The sequence below is a fragment of the Micromonospora sp. NPDC049060 genome (assembly GCF_040649055.1).
GTDB lineage: Bacteria > Actinomycetota > Actinomycetes > Mycobacteriales > Micromonosporaceae > Micromonospora > Micromonospora reichwaldensis.
In genome coordinates, this window is the sequence record NZ_JBEZEV010000009.1 from 51,177 (window position 1) to 69,907 (window position 18,731).

General features: G+C 71.1%; 14 protein-coding genes. 1 reads left to right on the top strand and 13 read right to left on the bottom strand.

The annotated features are described in order from the left end of the window. Positions 1-56: 56 nt before the first annotated feature. From AB0B83_RS06530 to AB0B83_RS06545, 4 genes are all read right to left on the bottom strand, one after another. A complete protein-coding gene (locus AB0B83_RS06530; protein WP_357577294.1) occupies positions 57-791 on the bottom strand; it encodes a VOC family protein in 735 nt (244 codons plus the stop codon). Between the two features lie 138 nt (positions 792-929). Continuing rightward, positions 930-2,075 (bottom strand): DUF6596 domain-containing protein, encoded by a 1,146-nt coding sequence (locus AB0B83_RS06535; RefSeq protein ID WP_357577295.1) that lies wholly within the window; start codon positions 2,073-2,075, stop codon positions 930-932. Positions 2,076-2,079: 4 nt separating this feature from the next. Continuing rightward, entirely contained in the window at positions 2,080-2,487 is a 408-nt protein-coding gene (locus tag AB0B83_RS06540) for a YciI family protein (RefSeq protein ID WP_132236607.1), read from the bottom strand. 602 nt (positions 2,488-3,089) lie between these two features. After that, complete coding sequence (locus AB0B83_RS06545) at positions 3,090-3,215, bottom strand: hypothetical protein (RefSeq protein ID WP_357577296.1); 126 nt, start codon at positions 3,213-3,215, stop codon at positions 3,090-3,092. Between the two features lie 36 nt (positions 3,216-3,251). Between AB0B83_RS06545 and AB0B83_RS06550 the strand changes: the two genes are divergently transcribed. Further along, complete coding sequence (locus AB0B83_RS06550) at positions 3,252-6,002, top strand: beta-L-arabinofuranosidase domain-containing protein (RefSeq protein WP_357577297.1); 2,751 nt, start codon at positions 3,252-3,254, stop codon at positions 6,000-6,002. A gap of 28 nt (positions 6,003-6,030) precedes the next feature. Here the strand turns inward: AB0B83_RS06550 and AB0B83_RS06555 are convergent, their stop codons facing one another. The 9 genes from AB0B83_RS06555 to araB all read right to left on the bottom strand — a co-directional run bounded on the left by AB0B83_RS06555 (position 6,031) and on the right by araB (position 18,449). After that, positions 6,031-7,023: a LacI family DNA-binding transcriptional regulator gene (locus AB0B83_RS06555; RefSeq protein WP_357577298.1), complete on the bottom strand. Its 993-nt coding sequence runs from the start codon at positions 7,021-7,023 to the stop codon at positions 6,031-6,033. A gap of 311 nt (positions 7,024-7,334) precedes the next feature. Further along, positions 7,335-9,419, bottom strand: a complete 2,085-nt coding sequence (locus AB0B83_RS06560; protein ID WP_357577299.1) for an RICIN domain-containing protein — start codon at positions 9,417-9,419, stop codon at positions 7,335-7,337. Between the two features lie 366 nt (positions 9,420-9,785). Next, entirely contained in the window at positions 9,786-11,288 is a 1,503-nt protein-coding gene (araA, locus tag AB0B83_RS06565) for an L-arabinose isomerase (protein ID WP_357577300.1), read from the bottom strand. 26 nt (positions 11,289-11,314) lie between these two features. Beyond that, the gene (gene yjfF, locus AB0B83_RS06570) at positions 11,315-12,307 is read right to left on the bottom strand and encodes a galactofuranose ABC transporter, permease protein YjfF (protein WP_357577301.1); all 993 of its coding nucleotides are present in this window, start codon (positions 12,305-12,307) and stop codon (positions 11,315-11,317) included. Next, entirely contained in the window at positions 12,304-13,374 is a 1,071-nt protein-coding gene (locus tag AB0B83_RS06575; protein ID WP_357577302.1) for an ABC transporter permease, read from the bottom strand. The genes yjfF and AB0B83_RS06575 overlap by 4 nt, the downstream gene beginning before the upstream one ends. Next, entirely contained in the window at positions 13,371-14,912 is a 1,542-nt protein-coding gene (locus AB0B83_RS06580) for a sugar ABC transporter ATP-binding protein (protein ID WP_357577303.1), read from the bottom strand. The genes AB0B83_RS06575 and AB0B83_RS06580 overlap by 4 nt, the downstream gene beginning before the upstream one ends. Before the next feature lie 89 nt (positions 14,913-15,001). Beyond that, positions 15,002-15,994, bottom strand: coding sequence for an ABC transporter substrate-binding protein (locus AB0B83_RS06585; protein ID WP_132236625.1), 993 nt, complete (start codon positions 15,992-15,994; stop codon positions 15,002-15,004). An 89-nt stretch (positions 15,995-16,083) separates the two neighbouring features. Continuing rightward, a complete protein-coding gene (locus AB0B83_RS06590) occupies positions 16,084-16,767 on the bottom strand; it encodes an L-ribulose-5-phosphate 4-epimerase (RefSeq protein ID WP_357577304.1) in 684 nt (227 codons plus the stop codon). Then, positions 16,764-18,449, bottom strand: coding sequence for a ribulokinase (gene araB / locus AB0B83_RS06595; protein WP_357577305.1), 1,686 nt, complete (start codon positions 18,447-18,449; stop codon positions 16,764-16,766). Before araB ends, AB0B83_RS06590 begins: the two co-directional genes overlap by 4 nt. Between the last annotated feature and the right edge of the window lie 282 nt (positions 18,450-18,731).

Genomic DNA, 18,731 nt, shown 5'->3' on the forward strand with positions numbered 1-18,731 from the left:
GGGCCGTCGCAAGGTCGGGGCTGATGGTCGTGGTGAGCGGCTGACGGGGGTTCGGGTCAGCCTGGGGTGAGGACGCAGAACTCGTTGCCCTCCGGGTCGGCGAGGACCGTCCACGGGACGTCGCGGTCCAGGTCGACGGCGGTGGCGCCGAGATTCCGCAGTCTGGCCGCCTCGGCCTCCAGGTCGTCACCCGGGTACGGGCGGACGTCGAGGTGGACGCGGTTCCACCCGGTCTTCACGTCGGGTGTGCGGAGGAACCGCAGGTAGGGGCCGACGCCCTTGGCGGAGCGCAGCACCGCCTCGTGGTCGGTCACCTCGTGCAGGGCCCAGTCCATGGCCTCGCCCCAGAAGCGCGCCATGGCTCGCGGATCCGCGCAGTCGACCACCACGGCGGCGATCGGTCCGGTGTCGCGGTGGAGCGGTCGGGGGTCCAGCACGCAGAATTCGTTGCCCTCCGGGTCGGCCAGGACCGTCCACGGGACGTCGCCCTGGCCCACGTCGGCAGGTGTCGCGCCGAGCTCCTTCAGGCGCGCGACCACCTCCGCCTGGTGGGCTGCCGAGGTGGTGGCGAGGTCGACGTGCACGCGGTTCTTCACCGTCTTGGGTTCCGAAGAGACGATGAGGTCGATGCAGACCGCGACGGGGTCGGGGTAGACGAAGCCCTCGGGTTCGAGGTTTGTCACGCCGGGCCCCTCGCTGGAGACTCCCCAGCCGAGCACCTCCGCCCAGAAACCGCCGAGCGCGGAGTCGTCCCGGGCCTTCATGTTGATCTGCACGAGCCGCGTCGCCACGCCGGCAATGCTAGGGCCCGTCGAGCCGACGGTCGTGCCCGTACCGGGTGATCGTCCGGCGTGTCATTCCGGTGCCGGCTGGCGCACACCCCCTAAAGCATCCTAGGACAATGGTTCCACTGCGGAGTCCTAGGCAGGTCAGGCGCGCCGGCGGGCGTTGAGCCGGGCGGCCTGGCGCGTCAGGTGGTCACGCTCGGCGAGGTTGGGCGCCTTCCGGGCCGCTTCGGCGTACAGCCGTGCCGCCGTCGCCAGGTCACCGTCGCGCTCGTGCAGGTACGCCGCCACCGCCGCGTGGCGGGGCAGCGAGTCGTCCAGCGCCGCGAGCGCCGCCAGGCCGGCGCGCGGCCCGTCGGCCTCGCCGACGGCCACCGCGCGGTTGAGCCGGACGACCGGGCTGTCGGTCAGGCGCACGAGTTCGTCGTACCACTCGACGATCTGCACCCAGTCGGTCTCCTCGGCGGTGGGCGCGTCGGCGTGCAGCGCCGCGACGGCTGCCTGGGCCTGGAACTCGCCCAGCCGGTCGCGGGCGAGGGCGGCCTGCAGGATCTCGACGCCCTCGGCGATCGACGTGGTGTCCCACCGGCCGCGGTCCTGCGCGGCGAGCGGCACCAGGCTGCCGTCGGGCGCGGTCCGCGCGGCGCGTCGGGCGTGGTGCAACAGCATGAGGGCGAGCAGCCCCGCCACCTCGGGGTGCTCGATCGCGACCGCGAGCTGCCGGGTGAGCCGGATGGCCTCGGCGGCGAGGTCGACATCGCCGGAGTAGCCCTCGTTGAAGACCAGGTACAGGACGCGCAGTACGGTCGCGACGTCGCCGGGCTGGTTGAACCGCACGCCGGAGACGGTGCGCTTGGCCCGGCTGATGCGTTGCGCCATGGTCGCCTCGGGCACCAGGTACGCCTGGGCGATCTGACGGGTGGTCAGCCCGCCGACGGCACGCAGCGTGAGCGCGACCGCCGACGCCGGCGTCAGCGACGGGTGGGCGCACAGGAAGTAGAGCTGGAGCGTGTCGTCCACCGTGGGCGTGGGTCCGGGCGCGGGCTCCTCGTCGACGAGGTCCTCACGCCGACGGCGGGCGGCGTCCGCCCGGGTCGCGTCGAGGAACCGACGCCACGCCACGGTGACCAGCCAGGCCTTCGGGTCGCGCGGCGGGTCGGCCGGCCAGGTGCGGACCGCCTCGACCAGCGCATCCTGTACGGCATCCTCGGCCGCCGCGAAGTCGGCTCCGCGGCGGACGAGGATTCCGAGCACGCCGGGCGTGAGGCTCCGGAGCAGGGCCTCCTGCATCAGGTCACTCCGTGATGGTGGGCGGCGCGGTCAGGAACGGGCGCAGCTCGAGCCACTCGTGGATCGGCTTCCCGCCCGCACCGGGAGCGGCCGACAGCTCCCCGGCCAGCTCGACGGCGCGCTCGTAGCTGTCGACGTCGATCACCATCCAGCCGGCGATCAGGTCCTTGGTCTCGGCGAACGGGCCGTCGGTGACCGGCGGGCGCCCCTCACCGTCGTACCGGACGAACGTCCCCTCGGGGGCGAGCGCCTGACCGTCGACGAACTCGCCGGTCCCCTCGAGCCGGGTCGCGAAGTCCTGCATGTACTGCATGTGCGCCGAGATCTCCTCCGGCGTCCACTGGTCCATGGGCACGTCGTTGACCCCGGCCGGAGCGCCCCGGTAGTGCTTGAGCAGCAGGTACTTGGCCATCGTGTTTCCCCTCTCGGTGCGGGTGCGAACCCATTCTGATCGCGTCCACCACGGGGACGGAGCTGGTCCCGGGTTCTCGACATCGCCGCCCGGATATTTCTGGGTGGGTCCCGCGCCCGGGCCCGGGGCATCCGGCTCTCCGCGTCGGGAGGAGCCTTGCGCGGGCGTCACGTGGAAACTATGTTATCGATAACATCGATGTTGCCCCATGGCTTGTCCGGACGGTCGCGCGGCCGTTCCGACCGCCGCGCCCGTGGCACGCACCACCCGTCCCGCACCTCTCCCCCGACGTCACGCCCGCTCCGGCGACGGCGTGCCGCCGGGCCCTTCGGCCGGCCGTACCGCTCGCCGACGGCTGGCCGCCCCGACTCGGCCGGCCCACGACCAGGCGCTCGTAAGAACCGGGACGTAGGGGCTTTCGCGGCGCCGGCCCGCCAACCGCCGCTCCCCCACCACCATCGAGAAAGGTCACCTCCATGGCCCTGACCCGACGAGCCTTCGCCCTCGGTGCGGTCGCCACCGGCGCGGCCACCGCCGCCGGCCTGACGATCGCCCCCGGGCGGCCTCGGCTGCGACCTACACCGGCTACGTGATGACCTACTTCACCGAGTCGCCGACCTGCGCGGCACGAACTTCGGCGTCATCAGCCAGTACCTGCACGTGTGGGACTCGACGCTGAGCGCCTCCTCCAGCGCCGCCGACCGGCAGGACGCCACCTTCCGGATCACCTCGTAGCACCCCGACCGCCGCACCCGGAGGCCCCGATGCCCACTCCCTCCCTCAACCGTCGACTCCTGCTCAGGTCCGCCGGCGTGGTCGCCGTCGCCACCACCGGCGGGTCCGCCCTCGGCGCCGTCACCGGCGGCGGTACGGCCAGCGCGGCCCTGCCCCCGGCCCGGCCCGACATCGGCGTCTCCGCCCACGCGTTCGAGCCCGGCCAGGTCCGGCTGTCCGCGAGCCGCTGGCAGGAGAACCAGAGCCGCACGCTGAACTACCTGCGGTTCGTCGACGTCGACCGGCTGCTCTACAACTTCCGCGCCAACCACCGCCTCTCCACGGCCGGCGCCGCGCCGACCGGCGGCTGGGACGCCCCGACGTTTCCGTTCCGTACCCACATGCAGGGGCACTTCCTGACCGCCTGGGCCCACGCCTGGGCGGTGCTCGGGGACGCCACCTGCCGCGACAAGGCGAACCGCATGGTGGCGGAGCTGGCGAAGTGCCAGGCCAACAACGCGGCGGCCGGATTCAACACCGGATACCTGTCCGGCTTCCCGGAGTCCGACTTCACCGCGTTGGAGGCGCGGACGCTGAGCAACGGCAACGTGCCGTACTACTGCGTCCACAAGACACTCGCCGGGCTGCTCGACGTCTGGCGCCTCGTCGGCAACACCCAGGCCCGCGACGTGCTGCTGGCGCTCGCCGGTTGGGTCGACTGGCGCACCGCCCGGCTCACCACCGCCCAGATGCAGGCCATGCTCGGCACCGAGTTCGGCGGCATGAACGCCGTCCTGACGGACCTGTACCAGCAGACCGGTACCGCCCGGTGGCTCACTGCCGCCCAGCGGTTCGACCACAACGCCGTGTTCAACCCCCTCGCCGCCAACTCCGACCAGCTCAACGGGCTGCACGCCAACACGCAGGTGCCGAAGTGGATCGGCGCGGCCCGGGAGTTCAAGGCCACCGGCACCACCCGTTACCGGGACATCGCCAGCAACGCGTGGAACATCACCGTCGACGCGCACAGCTACGTGATCGGCGGCAACAGCCAGGCCGAGCACTTCCGCTCCCCCGACGCCATCGCCGGGTACCTGCGCGCCGACACCTGCGAGGCCTGCAACACCTACAACATGCTGAAGCTGACCCGGGAGCTGTGGCTGCTGGACCCGAACCGGGCCGCCTACTTCGACTTCTACGAGCGGGCGCTGCTCAACCACATGAGCGGCCAGCAGAACCCGGCCGACGTCCACGGCCACGTCACCTACTTCACGCCGCTGAACCCGGGCGGCCGGCGCGGGGTCGGTCCGGCGTGGGGCGGGGGCACCTGGAGCACCGACTACGACTCGTTCTGGTGCTGCCAGGGCACCGGCCTGGAAACCAACACCACGCTGGCGGACTCCATCTACTTCCACGACGGCACCACGCTGACGGTGAACCTGTTCATGCCATCGGTGCTCGCCTGGACGCAGCGCGGGATCACGGTCACCCAGACCACCTCGTACCCGGTCGGCGACACCACCACCCTGACCGTGACCGGCTCGGCCGGCGGAGCGTGGACGATGCGGATCCGGATCCCCGGCTGGACCGGCGGCGCCAGCGTCAGCGTCAACGGCACGCCGCAGAACATCGCCACGACCCCAGGCAGCTACGCCAGCCTCACCCGCTCCTGGGCTCCCGGCGACGTGGTCACGGTCCGGCTGCCGATGCGGGTCGTCATGTCGGCCGCCAACGACAACGCCGCGGTGCAGGCCGTCACGTACGGTCCGGTGGTCCTCTCCGGCAACTACGGCAACACCGCCCTGAGCGGGCTGCCCGCGCTGAGCACCGGCTCGGTCACGCGGACCAGCACCAGCGCCCTCGCGTTCACCGCCGTCGCCAACGGCGCCACGGTCGCCCTCGGGCCCTTCCACGACGCGCACGGGCACAACTACACCGTCTACTGGAGCGTCGCCGGCAACGGTGGCGGCGACGCGAGCTTCCGCCTGGTCAACGCGGCCAGCGGCCTGGTGCTCGGCATCCGGGACATGTCCACCGCCGACGGCGGCCCCGCCCTCCAGTGGGGCGACACCGGCACCGCCGACCACGACTGGCAGCTCCTGCCCGGCGGGTCGACGATCCGGCTGCGCAACGTCCACAGCGGCAAGGTGCTCGGCGTGGAGGGCATGTCCACCGCCGACAACGCCCGCATCGTCCAGTGGGCCGACAACGGCACCGCCGACCACGACTGGACGCCCGCCGACGTGGGCGACGGCACGCACAAGCTGCGCAACGCGCACACCGGCAAGCTGCTCGCCATCTCCGGCGCCGCCACCACCCAGGGCGCCCAGGCGGTGCAGGACCAGGACAACGGCAGCCTGGACAACCAGTGGCGGTTCGTGCCCAACGGCGCCCGCCGGATCCAGAACCTCGCCAGCGGGCTCGTGCTCGGGGTGCGGGACATGTCCACCGCCGACGGCGGCCTCGTCCTCCAGTGGGGCGACACCGGCACCGCCGACCACCTGTGGACCGCGATCGTGGACACCGGCGGCTACCTGCGGCTGCGCAACTCGCACAGCGGAAAGGTGCTCGGGGTCGAGGGCGGCGCCAGCGCCGCCGGCACCCGGATCGTGCAGTGGGCCGACAACGGCGCGAACGACCACCGGTGGCGGCTGCGGTACGGCGGCAACGGCTACTTCCGCGTCCAGTGCGCCAACGGCGGCCGGGTCCTCGGGGTGAGCGGCGGCTCCGGCAGCCAGGGCGCGCAGATCGTCCTCGGCACCGACAGCGGGGCCGCCGACCAGCGTTGGCGGTTCGTCTGAACCGCGACGCGGGGACCTCCACCCGGCCCTAACGGCGCGGCGGCGCTCCGACGCTGCGGCGGGCGACCAGGCTCGGTGCGACCGTCTGCCGCAGCGGGCCGACGACCTGCGACGACTCGATCTGGGCGAGCAGCAGGTCCAGGCTCGCCCGGGCGACCGCGGCGAAGTCGGGCCGCACGGTGGTCAGCGGCGGGATGAAGTACGCCGCCTCCGGGACGTCGTCGAAGCCGACCACGCTGATGTCGTCAGGCACCCGCAGGCCGTGCTCGTGCAGCGCCCGCAGCACGCCCAGCGCCAGGTGGTCGTTGGCGGTGAACACCGCGGTGACCTCCGGTATCCGGGCGAGCATCTGCCCGCACCGGTAGCCGGCCGCCGCGGACCAGTCCGCCGGGATCAGCGGCGGCGCCTCGGCACCGGCTGACCGGAGGGCCTCCCGCCACCCCTCGATCCGGCCCGCGCTGTCGAACCAGTCCGGCGGCCCGGACACGTGCCAGACCGTCCGGTGCCCGGCGTCGAGGAGATGCTGCGTGGCGGCCCGGGCACCGGCGACCTGGTCGACCGTCACCAGCGGGATCGGCCGCCGCGGGTCGCCGTCGACGGTCACCAGGGGTACGTCCTTCGGCAGCCGTCCGAGCGCCTCCCCGGCCGACTCGACGGGCGCGATCACCACGATGCCGGCGACCCGGTGCGCGAGGTGCCGCTCCACCGCCGCCGAGATCGACTGGTGGTCGAGATCGCTGACGCTGCCGACGCTGACCGCGAAACCCGCCTCGGCCGCCGCCTGCTCCAGCGCGGTCAGCAGCGACGCCGGGCCGAAGAGGGTGGTGTTCTGCGCGACCACCCCGATCACCTGGGACCGGCCGGTGACCAGCGCCCGCGCCGCGCGGTTGGGCCGGTAGCCGAGTTCGGCGATGGCCGCCTGGACCCGCAGCCGGGTCTGCTCGCGTACGTTGGGGTGCCCGTTGAGGACCCGGGACACCGTCTGGTGGGAGACGCCGGCGAGGCGAGCCACGTCCGTCATCGCGGGACTGCGCACGGCCGCCTCACTTCCCCCGCCTGCCCGTCGACGATCGCACACGTCGGCGTCGACGGGAGCGGCCATCGTGTTGCTGCCTCCGCCACGGCGACGTGTGCCGGGTGACCGGTGGAAACGCCGACAGTCTACGCCAGTCGTCCCGTCGGCCAGGGTGCGGCTGAGCCGGCGCACCAGACGGGACTGCCGGCGGCGCGCGCCCGGGGTGGGAGCGGTTTCCGATGGTTCCCCGCACCCCGCCCCGGAGCATTCGCCGTACGATCCTCAGGCTCTCGTACGCCCGGGACCGGTGGCCGGTGTCATGGCGTCGTCAGGGTGAACCGGCGCACCGTCACCTGGCCGCCCAACGACTGGGTGGCGTAGTTGAAGATGCCGAACCGGTACCCCATGAAGAACTGCCAGGCGTTGTTGAGGGTCAGGGCGTTGCCCAGCGGGACGAACGTGACCCCGTCGGTGCTGTACGAGAACCTCGCCTGGCGCCCCGAACCGGGCCGGATGTCGGCGTTGGCGCGCAACCAGATCCGCCCGCCGGACACCGGTGCGCTGGCGATCTCGGTTCCGGTGCCGGTGGTGTTCCAGTTGTTGGTACCCATGGTCAGGCCGTTGGTCATGACCACCCGCGTGGCCCCGTTGTCGCGCTTGACGCCGATCCACGCCGAGGTGTCGCGCAGCATCGCCAGCCCGGTCCGGTCGCCGTCGCGCATCGTGGAGTAGTCCAGTTCGATGGTGCCCGTCGAGGTGGGGCCCTGGATGCGGTGGGTCACCGTGTTGCGCGCCCGGTAGAGGTCGTTGGTCACCGTCGCGGTCTGCAGACGCAGCCCGTTCTCCACCGACCACCGGCTGTTGTCCGGGTTGTGGTTCCACTCGTACTGGACGCCGAGGGTGGTGCCGGGGAAGGTGTCGGTCCCGGTGAGCGGCTTGACCGGACGCGACGGCAGCGGGTTGGGGTAGTTGACGCCCCAGGCGCCGTTGACCGTCTGCACCTGGGGCCAACCGTCGCTGGTCCAGGTGATGGGGGCCAGCGTCGGCATCCGGCCACCGGGGTACGCGTCGGTGAACGCCATGTAGTACCAGCCGCCGTTCTGGGTCTGCACCAGTCCGCCCTGGTGCGGCACCCCACCGCCGGAGATCGGACCCGGCATGTTGAGCAGCACCTGTCGCTGCTCGTACGGGCCGAACGGGCCGTTCGTCGACTTCAGCACGTACTGGCCGTTGGCCGGGCGGGTGAGCCAGATGTAGTAGGCGCCGTTGCGCTTGTAGAAGCGCGCTCCCTCCAGCGTGCCGATGCTCGACGGTGTCTGGTACACCTGCTGGGCCCGCACCTGGGTGCGTCCGTCCGGCGACAGTTGGGCCACGCTGATCGTGCCGTTGCCGTACGCGACGTACATGGTGTCGTTGTCGTCGACGAGCATCCCGGCGTCGTAGTAGCAGTTGGGGATCGTGGTGTGGCGGCTCCACGTGCCGTCGACGGCGGCCGCGGTGTAGATGTGCGTCTGGGCGAAGTCGATGCAGCCGGCCCAGTAGAAGGTGCGGTTGCTCGGCCGGTAGTTCAGCGTGGAGGCCCAGATGCCGTCGACGTACCCGTGGCCGCCGTTGGCCAGGTCGTACTTCGTGCCGAAGTCCAGCCGGGGCACGGAGTGCCCGGCGAACTCCCAGCTCACCAGGTCCCACGACCGCAGCACGGGGGCGCCGGGCGAGTAGTGCATGGTGGAGGCCGACATGTAGTAGACGTCGCCGACCCGGATGATGTCGACGTCGGCGAAGTCCTGCCAGACGACCGGGTTGGTGAAGGTGCCGCCGGGGTTGCCGCTGTCGCCGACGCGGACCAGCTGCCACTGCTGATGGCCACCGTTGAAGTCGTCGTACTGCACGATGTTGCCGCCGTCAGCGGTGGAGGCGTTCTGCACCTCGACCACCTTGTTGGAGTTCCGGTTGATCAACCGCACGTACCCGTCGGCTGAGTCCGCCAGCCGGAACTGCTGGTTCGTCCCGTTGCCGTCGCTCCACTGCACGATGCTGGCGCCGTTGGCCGTGGAGAAGTTGTAGACGTCGAGCACCTTGCCCGAGTGGCGGGACTTCAACCGGTAGTACCCGCCGCCGGAGTCGACGAACTGCCACTGCTGCCCGTTGCCGTTGTTGCGCGACCACTGCGTGATCCGCGCCCCGTCGTTCGTGGCCCCGTTGTACAGGTCCAGCACCTTGCCGCTGTTGCGGTTCACCAACACGTACCACGCGCTGGTGTCCACCGTCGCCGCCGAAGCCGGCCCCGGAGACACCGCGACGAGCCCGCTCGCCGCGAGCACCGCGACCACCGCGGCCGAGACACGCGACAACCAACCACGCCGTCGGGGCACTGCCCGCGAGGGCCCACCAATGGCAACCATGATCCTCCTTCGAGAGCGCTGACACGATCCGGATTCCGTCGGGAGCGTCACCCGGGCGCCTGCGGCCACCGCGGCGATCATTCATCCCGGATGTGATCGCTCACAGCTTCGGCCACCGTCATGACGCGCAGAGTCGCACGACCCCGGCAAGGAGGTCTTCGGCCGACCTGCCCTTGGAGGCCGATCGCCCCATCCATCGACTGTGAGCGATAACATGACGTTCGTCAAGACGGTACGCATGGGGCGGGACAGCGACCGGAACGCCGACGGGGCCCTCCCGGCACGGGAGGACCCCCCGGTATCACCGACGGAATCGACAAGCGGGGCCAGGTCTAGGGCGCGCTGGTGGCTGCCCTCCTGCGCGGGTCAGAACCCCCGGGCGAGGCGGTAGTAGGCCTGGTTCCACCGGATCTCGTTGGCGAAGCGGCGTGGCTCGGTGTGCTCGTCGATGACGACCAGCTCGGTGCGTACCATCTCGGCCAGGTCGTGCAGCTCCTCCACGCCCACCGCCTGGGACAGCACGGTGTGGTGCGGGGCTCCGGCGGTGATCCAGGCCTCCGCCGAGCCGGCCAGGTGCGGGCGGGGCCGCCACACGGCCCGGGCGACCGGCAGCCGGCGCAGCGGGTGCGGCGGCACCACCACGTCGACCTCGTTGGCCACCAGGCGGAAGCGCTCCCCCATGTCCGCGAGGCCGAGCACCACCGCCGGGCCGGGCGCGGCGTCGAACACCAGCCGGACCGGGTCATCGCGACCGCCGATGCTCAACGGGTGGACCTCGACCTTCGGGGTGTCACCGGCGATCGTCGGGCAGACCTCGAGCATGTGGGCGCCGAGCACCAGCTCGTCGCCCGGCGTGAGGTCGTAGGTGTAGTCCTCCATGAAGGACGTGCCACCCTCGACGCCGACCGCCATCGACTTGAGCGTGTGCACCAGCACCGAGGTCTTCCAGTCGCCCTCGCCGCCGAAGCCGTAGCCGTCGGCCATGAGTCGCTGCACGGCGATGCCGGGCAGTTGGCGCAGACCGCCGAGGTCCTCGAAGTTGGTGGTGAAGGCCCGGAAGCCGCCCTCGTCGAGGAACGCGCGCAGGCCCAGTTCGAGGCGCGCGGCGTAGCGCAGCGAGTCGTGGCGCGCCCCGCCGGGCCGCAGCTGCGGGTCGACCCGGAAGGTGTCGTCGTACTCCTTGACCAGGTCGTCGATCTGCGCGTCGGCCACCTGGTCGACGACCGCGACGAGGTCGTTGACGCCGTAGGTGTTGACCGAGACGCCGAAGCGCAGCTCCGCCTCGACCTTGTCGCCCTCGGTCACGGCGACGTCGCGCATGTTGTCGCCGAAGCGGGCCAGCCGCAGCGACCGCATCGCCGAGTAGCCGAGCGCGGCCCGGGCCCAGGCGCCGACCCGGGCGGTCACCCGGGGGTCGCTGACGTGCCCGGCGACGGTCTTGCGGGCGACACCGAGCCGGGTCTGGATGAAGCCGAACTCGCGGTCGCCGTGCGCGGCCTGGTTCAGGTTCATGAAGTCCATGTCGATCTCGTCCCAGGGCAGCAGGACGTTGGCCTGGGTGTGCAGGTGCAGCAGCGGCGTCCGTAGCGCGTCCAGGCCGGCGATCCACATCTTGGCCGGCGAGAAGGTGTGCATCCAGGCGATCACCCCGACCACACCCTGCGCGGCGGCGTCCCGACAGGCCTTGAGGATGTCGGCGCTGGAGGTCAGGACCGGCTTCCAGACCACCCGGACGGGGATCCCCGGCGCGTCGTCGAGCTGCGCGGCGATCTGCCGGGACTGCTCGGCGACCTGCCGGAGGGTGTCCTCGCCGTACAGGCCCTGGCTTCCGGTGAGGAACCAGACCTCGGGTTGGGGGTGCGTTGCCATGCAGTTGCCTTCCGCGAGATGGGCGGTCACTTGAAGCGGATGCCGATGAGGCGCTGGAGGAGGATGAAGGCGAAGAGCAGGCCACCGATCACGATCCTCGTCCACCAGGAGTTGAGGCTCCCGTCGAATGTGATCAGGGTCTGGATCACGCCCAGCACCAGCACGCCCAGCACGGTGCCGAAGACGTAGCCGGACCCGCCGGTGAGCACGGTGCCGCCGATGACGACGGCCGCGATCACGTCCAGCTCCATGCCGATGGCGATCAGCGGTGCGCCGGAGAGCGTGTAGAACGACAGCAGGATGCCGCCGATGGCCGAGCAGAGCCCGCTGACCGTGTAGACGGCGATCCGGGTACGCCCCACCGGCAGGCCCATCAGCAGCGCCGACTGGGGGTTGCCGCCGATCGCGTACACGGTGCGGCCGAAACGGGTGTACGCCAGCACGTACGCGGCGACGAGCACCACCACGAACGCGATCAGCACGATGATCGACACGAAGTTGCCGCGCGGGTCGCCGATGCGCTCCTGCGACACGGCCGTCCAGAAGCCGTCGGTGATGGGGATGGACGCGTCGCTGATGAACGTGCACATGCCCCGGGCGAAGAACATGCCGGCGAGGGTGACGATGAACGGCTGGATCTCGAAGAAGTGGATCGCGCAGCCCATCAGGAACCCGAGCGTCGGGCCGATCAGCAGCGCGACGACCAGCACCAGGGCCGGGGGCAACCCGTCCTGGAGCAGCGACGCCGACACCATGGCGGTCATCGCGACGACGGAGCCGACCGACAGGTCGATGCCGCCGGTGAGGATCACGAAGGTCATGCCGACCGCGACGACCAGCAGGAAGCCGTTGTCGATGAAGACGTTGAAGACGACCTGGACATTGGAGAACGCCCGGTACTGGGACACGCCGACGCCGTACATGACCAGCAGCAGGGCGAGGGTGGCCAGGACCGGGACGTGCCGCCGGGGCACCCCGGGTCGCCAGGCGCGACCGGTGGTCAGTGACGTGCTGCTCATGCCGGCACCTGCTCCTTCTCCCGCCGCCGTGCCGTGGGCCCGGGGGTGCTTCCGCGACGGCGGCGGCTGAACCTGGCGCGGAACGCCGGCGCCTGGATGAGGCAGACGGCGATGACGACGACCGCCTTGAACAGCAGGGCCGTCTGCGGCGAGATGTTCATGGCGTACACCGAGGTGGTGAGGGTCTGGATGATCAGCGCGCCGAGGATGGTGCCGGCGAGGGAGAACCGGCCACCGGCGAGCGCGGTGCCGCCGATGACCACCGCGAGGATCGCGTCGAGTTCCACCCAGAGGCCTGCGGCGTTGCCGTCGGCGCTGGACACGTTCGCCGTCATCATGAACCCGGCGATCGCGGCGCAGGCGGCGCTGACCACGTATACGAGGAAGACGACGCGGCTGGACCGGATGCCGGCCAGCCGGCTCGCCTCGGCGTTGCCGCCGACCGACTCGACGATCAGACCGAGCGCGGTACGCCGGGTGAACGCGGCGATGAGCAGGGCCGCCGCGAGGGCGATGAAGACGGCCAGCGGCAGGGTCAGGAAGTGCCCGAGCCCGATCGCCCGGTACGGCCCGGAGTTGATCGTGATGATCTGGCCCTCGGTGACCAGTTGCGCGAGCCCCCGGCCGGCCACCATGAGGATCAGCGTGGCGATGATGGGCTGGATGCCGATGACGGCGACCAGCACCCCGTTCCAGGCGCCGAGCGCGAGCGCGGCGCCGAAGGCCAGCGCGAGCGCCGTGAGCACGGTCGCCGGGCTGTTCTGGTCGGGCGCCTCGCTGATGTAGAGGCAGGCGACGGCGCCGCTGATGGCACAGAGCGATCCGACGGAGAGGTCGATGCCGCCGGTGGCGATGACGAGGGTCATGCCCAGCGCCACCAGCATCAGCGGTGCGCTCAGCCGGAGGATGTCGACCGGGGTGCCGTAGAGGTGCCCGTTCTTGACCTCGATGGAGAGGAAGCCGGGCCGGTAGATCGTGTTGGCCAGGATCATGACCACCAGCACGAGCGCCGGCCAGAACAGGCGGTGGCCGGTCAGCGGGCGGAGGCGGTCGGCGACGGCGTTCACCGGATCACCTCCGCACCGGTGGTTCCGCTGGCGATGGTCCGCATGACGCGGTCGGCGTCGAGGGTGTCGTCGTTGTCGAGCTGGGCGACCATCGTCCGGTCACGCATCACGGCGACGCGGTGGCTCAGCCGCAGCACCTCCTCCAGCTCGGCGGAGATGAACAACACCGCCATGCCGTCGTCGGAGAGCTGGACCACCAGTTTCTGGATCTCGGCCTTCGCGCCGACGTCGATCCCCCGGGTGGGCTCGTCGAGGATCAGCAGGCGCGGCTCGGTGATGAGCCAGCGGGCCAGGAGCACCTTCTGCTGGTTTCCGCCGGAGAGGTTGCGCACCGGCAGATCCGGGTTCGCCGGCCGGATGCTGAGCGCCTTGATGTACTTCTCAACCAGCTCGTCCTGCCGGCGGCGGGGGATCGGACGCAGCCAACCGCGTGCCGCCTGCATCGCGAGGATCATGTTCTCCCGCACCGACAGCTCGGGGACGACGCCCTCCGCGCGGCGGTTCTCGGAGCAGAACCCGACGCCGCGGTCGATGGCCTGGACCGGGTTGCGCACCTGCGTCCCGCCGCCGTCGACGACGACCGTGCCGTGATCGGCGCGGTCGGCGCCGAACAGCAGCCGCGCCACCTCGGTGCGGCCGGAGCCGAGCAGGCCGGCGAGCCCGACCACCTCGCCGGCGTGGATCCGCAGGCTGAACGGGGCGACCGCGCCCTTGCGGCCCAGCTCCGACGCGTCCACCAGCGGGGCCTCGTCGGACCGGACGGCGGCGGTCCGCTTCTGCTGCTCGTCGAGGCGCTCCAGGACGTCGAGCTCCTTGCCGATCATCTTCTCGACGAGGCTGAGCTGGGGCAGCTCCTCCGTCCGGTACTCCCCCACCAGGGTGCCGTTGCGCAGCACCGTGATGCGGTCGGCGATGCCGTAGACCTGGTCGAGGAAGTGCGTCACGAAGAGGATGCCGATGCCCTCGTCGCGCAGCTGCCGCATGATCCGGAAGAGCTGCGCGACCTCACCGGCGTCCAGGCTGGAGGTCGGCTCGTCGAGGATCAGCACCCGGGCCCGCACGTCGATCGCCCGGGCGATGGCGACCATCTGCTGCACCGCCAGGGAGTACGTGCCGAGCTGCGCGGAGACGTCGATGTCGAGGTCCAGCCGGGCCAGGAGTGCCCGCGCCCGCCGGCGCATCTCGCCCCAGCGGATCGCGCCGAGACGACGGGGCTCCCGGCCGATGAAGATGTTCTCCGCCACGGACAGGTTGGTGCAGAGGTTGACCTCCTGGTAGACGGTGCTCACCCCGGAGGCCGACGCCTGCATCGGGCCGCTGAAGGCGACCTGCTCGCCGTCGAGGACGACGGTGCCCTCGTCGAGGGCGTGGACGCCGGTCAACACCTTGATCAGGGTCGACTTGCCGGCACCGTTCTCGCCCATCAGGGCGTGGACCTCGCCCGGGAACAGCCGGAAGTCGACGTCGTGGAGCGCGCGTACCCCGGGGAAGGTCTTGCTGATCCCGGTCATGGTCAGGACCGGACGGCTATCCGTCATCCCATCGGACCTCTTCTGGATGGTGTCGGTAGGACAGGAACGAACGACGGGCCGGGGTCGCCGTCAGCGGACGGCGACCCCGGCGTCGGTCAGTACTTGCGGTTGGGCAGTGCCTCCTTGGCCTGCTCCTGGGTGAAGGTGGTCTCCTCGGTCTCGATCCGGGCCGGGACCTCCTCGCCGGCGTGGACCTTCTTCGCCAGGTCCATCAGCTGCGGACCGAGCAGCGGGCTGCACTCGGCGATGAAGTTGAACTTGCCGTCGGCGAGGGCCTGCATGCCGTCCTTCACCGCGTCGATGGTGATGATGGTGATGTCCTTGCCGGGCACCTTGCCGGCGGCGGTGATCGCCTCCAGCGCGCCCAGACCCATGTCGTCGTTGTGCGCGAAGAGCACGTCGATCTTCGGGTTGGCCTTGAGGAACTGCTCCATGACCTGCTTGCCGTCGGCCCGCTTGAAGTCGCCCGACTGGGAGGCGACGACCTTCAGGTTCGGGTTGGCGGCGATCGCCTTGGCGAAGCCCTCCTTGCGGTCGTTGGCCGGCGCCGAGCCGGTGGTGCCCTGCAACTCGACGACGTTCACCGGCCCGCTGGCGCTCTTGGTCTGCTCCACCAGCCACTCGCCGGCCAGCCGGCCCTCCTTGACGAAGTCCGAGCCGAGGAAGGTCTTGTAGAGCGACTTGTCGGCCGAGTCGACGGAGCGGTCGGTCAGGATCACCGGGATGCCGGCGTCCTTGGCCTCCTTGAGCACGGTGTCCCAGCCGGACTCCACCACCGGCGAGAAGGCGATGACGTCGACCTTCTGCTGGATGAAGTTCCGGATCGCCTTGATCTGGTTCTCCTGCTTCTGCTGGGCGTCGTCGAACTTCAGCTCGATCCCCGCCGCGGCGGCAGCCTCCTTGATGGAGGTGGTGTTCGCCGTCCGCCAGCCGCTCTCCGCGCCGACCTGCGAGAAGCCCAGCGTGATCTTGCCGTCGTCGGCGGAGCCGCCGCCGGTGTCGCTGTTGCCGCAGGCCGCCACGCTGCCCGTGAGCAGCACGGTGGCGACGACTGCGAGCAGGGTGCGTGCCGTTCTCCTGGTTCTCATCGGTTCTCCTCGGTGGGGTGGTCCGGACACGTGGCGCGCGCGTGTCCCGGTGTGGTGGTGTGGTTGGTACGGGAAGGGGCCGTTCCCGGTCAGCCGGGTGCCGGGCGTTGGCCGTAGACGTTCTGGTACCGGTCGTGCAGCGAGCTGATGTCGGCCTGCGCCATCGGCAGCGGCTGCCCGAGCGCCCGTGCCAGGTGCGCGGTACGCGCGACGTCCTCGCACATCACCGCGGCCTTGACCGCCGCGCGGGCGTCCCTGCCGATCGTGAAGACCCCGTGGTTGCGCATGAGCACCGCTGGCGAGCGGTGCCCGGACAGGGTGCTGACGATCCCCTTGCCGATGTCGTCACCACCGATCAGGGCGAACGGCCCCACCGGGATCTCCCCGCCGAACTCGTCGGCCTGCGCGGTCAGCCAGCACGGGATGGACTCGCCCCGGGCCGCCCAGGCGGTGGCGTAGCTGCTGTGCGTGTGCACGACGCCACCGACCTCCGGCATGGCCCGGTAGACGTAGGCGTGCGCGGCGGTGTCGCTGGACGGTGTGCCGCCCCCGTCGACCACCGTCCCGTTCAGGTCGCACACGACCATGGTGTCCGCCGTCAGGGCGTCGTAGTCGACACCGCTGGGCTTGATCACCATGAGGTCCTGGCCCGGTACCCGCGCCGAGACGTTGCCGGCGGTCCAGGCTACCAGCGCGTACCGGGTCAACTCGCCGTGCAGGCGGGCCACCGTCTCCCGCAGGACGCTCACCTGCCGCGCCACGTCGGTGTTCATCCGATCGCCTCCAGAACCGTGTCGGTCCGCGCCGCGGCCACTTCCAGGGCCGTGTTCCTGATCGCCCGCAGGCGGAGCATGACGTCGTTGCCGCCGCGGCCGAAGTGGTCGTGCAGCGCGCGGTACTCGGCGTAGAGGGCGTCGTACGCCCGCGCGTTGTCCGGGTCCGGCTGGTACACGCCCTCGTCCACCCGGCCCATCGCCGCCGAGGCACGGTAAACGTCCGGGTACGCCCCAGCGGCGACGGCCGCGTGGATCGCCGAGCCGAGCGCCGGTCCCTGGGCGGAGCCGATGATGCCCAGCGGGCGGTTGGTGACGTCGGCGTAGATCTGCATGAGCAGCCGGTTGGCGGCGAGGCCACCGGCGACGACCAGGTCGGTGACTGGTATCCCGGCCTCGACGAAGGCCTCGATGATCATCCGGGTGCCGAACGCCGTGGACTCCAGCAGCGCCCGGTAGACGTCCTGCGGCCGGGTGGCCAGGGTCAGCCCGACGATCAGGCCGCTGAGGTCGTGGTTGACCAGCGGCGACCGGTTGCCGTTCCACCAGTCCAGCGCGATGAGGCCGTGGGCCCCGACCGGTTGGCCGGCGGCCAGTTCGGTCAACCGCTCGTGCGACGCGATCCCGGCCGGCGCGGCGTTCGTGACGAACCAGCCGAAGATGTCGCCGACCCCGCTCTGCCCGGCCTCGTAGCCCCAGGCGCCCGCGCTGATGCCGCCGTCGACGACACCGCACATGCCGGGCACCTCGGCGGGGTGGGTGCCGTTGAGGACGTGGCAGGTGGAGGTGCCCATGATCGCCACCAGTCGACCGGGGCTCAGCGCCTGGGCGGCGGCGGCGGTGACGTGGGCGTCGACGTTGCCGACCGCGACCGCGATGCCCGCCGGCAGCCCGGTCCAGGCGGCGGCGCGGGCGCTGAGGGCGCCGGCCCGCTCGCCCAGGGGCAGGAGCCGGCCGTCCAACTTGGTCACGAAGTCGGCGAAGCCCGGGTTGAGGGCGCTCAGGTAGTCGGTCGACGGGTACCGGCCGTCCTGCCGGATGCCCTTGTATCCGGCGGTGCAGACGTTGCGGGTCTCCTCGTCGCACAACTGCCAGACGATCCAGTCGGCGGCTTCGACGAAGCGCTCGGCACGGCGGTAGACCTCCGGATCCTCCTCGAGGATCTGGAGGCCCTTGGCGAACTGCCACTCGGCGGAGATCTTGCCGCCGTAGCGGCCGATCCACGGCTCGTGCCGCTCGTGGGCCAACGCGTTGATGCGGTCGGCGTGCGACTGGGCGGCGTGGTGCTTCCACAGCTTCACCCAGGCGTGCGGCCGGTGGCGCAGCTCCGGAACCTCGCACAGGGGGGTGCCGTCGGCGAGCGTCGGCAGGACGGTGCAGGCGGTGAAGTCGGTGCCGATGCCGATGACCTGCGACGGATCCACACCGGCGTCGGCCAGGGCGGCGGGCACGGCGTGCCGCAAAACGTCGCGGTAGTCCTCCGGATCCTGCAGGGCCCAGTCGGGGGGCAGGACCGGGCCGCCGTCGGGGAGCACGGTCTCGATCACGCCGCGGCGGTACTCGTGCACCGCGGTCCCGACCTCGGCACCATCGCGAACCCGGACCACCAGCGCCCGTCCGGAGAGGGTGCCGTAGTCGACTCCGACCACGTACCGCTCGCCCGCACCGTCCACACTGCTCATGCCCACCTCCGATCAATGACCGGCATAGTGTTAACGCTCACATACAGCGCCGTCAAGACGTCGGCCGACAACAGCTCAGTAACGGAAGGATAGGCGGAGCGTGTGGCCCGATCCAGAGGCATCACTCGCGGTCACCATCCCCGCGCTCCCGGCTGCCCGGACGGGCTGCCGGCGCTTGCTCGGCGGGGCTCGGGGGCGGGAGCGCCCAGCGCTGCGGCCCCGGCGACGGATCGACGATTGTTAGCGAGAACATCGAGCTCTCATTTACGCTCACACGATCGC

Bases quoted from the DNA above. Each gene is read 5' to 3' on its own strand.
- AB0B83_RS06540 (WP_132236607.1), bottom strand. From the start codon at position 2,487: ATGGCCAAGTACCTGCTGCTCAAGCACTACCGGGGCGCTCCGGCCGGG.
- yjfF (WP_357577301.1), bottom strand. From the start codon at position 12,307: ATGAGCAGCACGTCACTGACCACCGGTCGCGCCTGGCGACCCGGGGTG.
- araB (WP_357577305.1), bottom strand. From the start codon at position 18,449: ATGAGCAGTGTGGACGGTGCGGGCGAGCGGTACGTGGTCGGAGTCGAC.
- AB0B83_RS06580 (WP_357577303.1), bottom strand. From the start codon at position 14,912: ATGACGGATAGCCGTCCGGTCCTGACCATGACCGGGATCAGCAAGACC.
- araA (WP_357577300.1), bottom strand. From the start codon at position 11,288: ATGGCAACGCACCCCCAACCCGAGGTCTGGTTCCTCACCGGAAGCCAG.
- AB0B83_RS06535 (WP_357577295.1), bottom strand. From the start codon at position 2,075: ATGCAGGAGGCCCTGCTCCGGAGCCTCACGCCCGGCGTGCTCGGAATC.
- AB0B83_RS06560 (WP_357577299.1), bottom strand. From the start codon at position 9,419: ATGGTTGCCATTGGTGGGCCCTCGCGGGCAGTGCCCCGACGGCGTGGT.
- AB0B83_RS06550 (WP_357577297.1), top strand. From the start codon at position 3,252: ATGCCCACTCCCTCCCTCAACCGTCGACTCCTGCTCAGGTCCGCCGGC.
- AB0B83_RS06590 (WP_357577304.1), bottom strand. From the start codon at position 16,767: ATGAACACCGACGTGGCGCGGCAGGTGAGCGTCCTGCGGGAGACGGTG.
- AB0B83_RS06585 (WP_132236625.1), bottom strand. From the start codon at position 15,994: ATGAGAACCAGGAGAACGGCACGCACCCTGCTCGCAGTCGTCGCCACC.
- AB0B83_RS06555 (WP_357577298.1), bottom strand. From the start codon at position 7,023: ATGACGGACGTGGCTCGCCTCGCCGGCGTCTCCCACCAGACGGTGTCC.